Here is a 222-nt window from a genome sequence, read left to right as displayed (position 1 = left end):
ATAGGGAATCTTGGAATCCTGGATCAGCTCTTCTTGAGCCATTTTCGCACGGAAATATCCACTTTGAAGAAGCCGCTCGGTACCAACGACCGACAAAGCAACATGGTGTCCCACGCCAGCGGCTGCCTCGGCGGCAAGGAGATTGCACGTGGATGTCTCGAAAAACTCCAGAACTGCCTTATCCTCGAACGAAGGCGAGTTCGAAACGTCTACAACGACCTC

At 52.7% G+C, this 222-nt stretch carries 1 pseudogene; it reads right to left on the bottom strand.

Going from position 1 to position 222, the window contains the following annotated elements:
- Positions 1–222: pseudogene (locus IAE55_RS33655) on the bottom strand (SDR family oxidoreductase); the annotation flags it as partial.

Source organism: Paenibacillus sp. S28, from assembly GCF_016624415.1.
GTDB classification, from domain to species: Bacteria; Bacillota; Bacilli; order Paenibacillales; family Paenibacillaceae; genus Paenibacillus_AQ; species Paenibacillus_AQ favisporus.
Note: the sequence above shows the minus strand (reverse complement) of the source record. Positions and strands in the feature narration are given on the sequence as shown.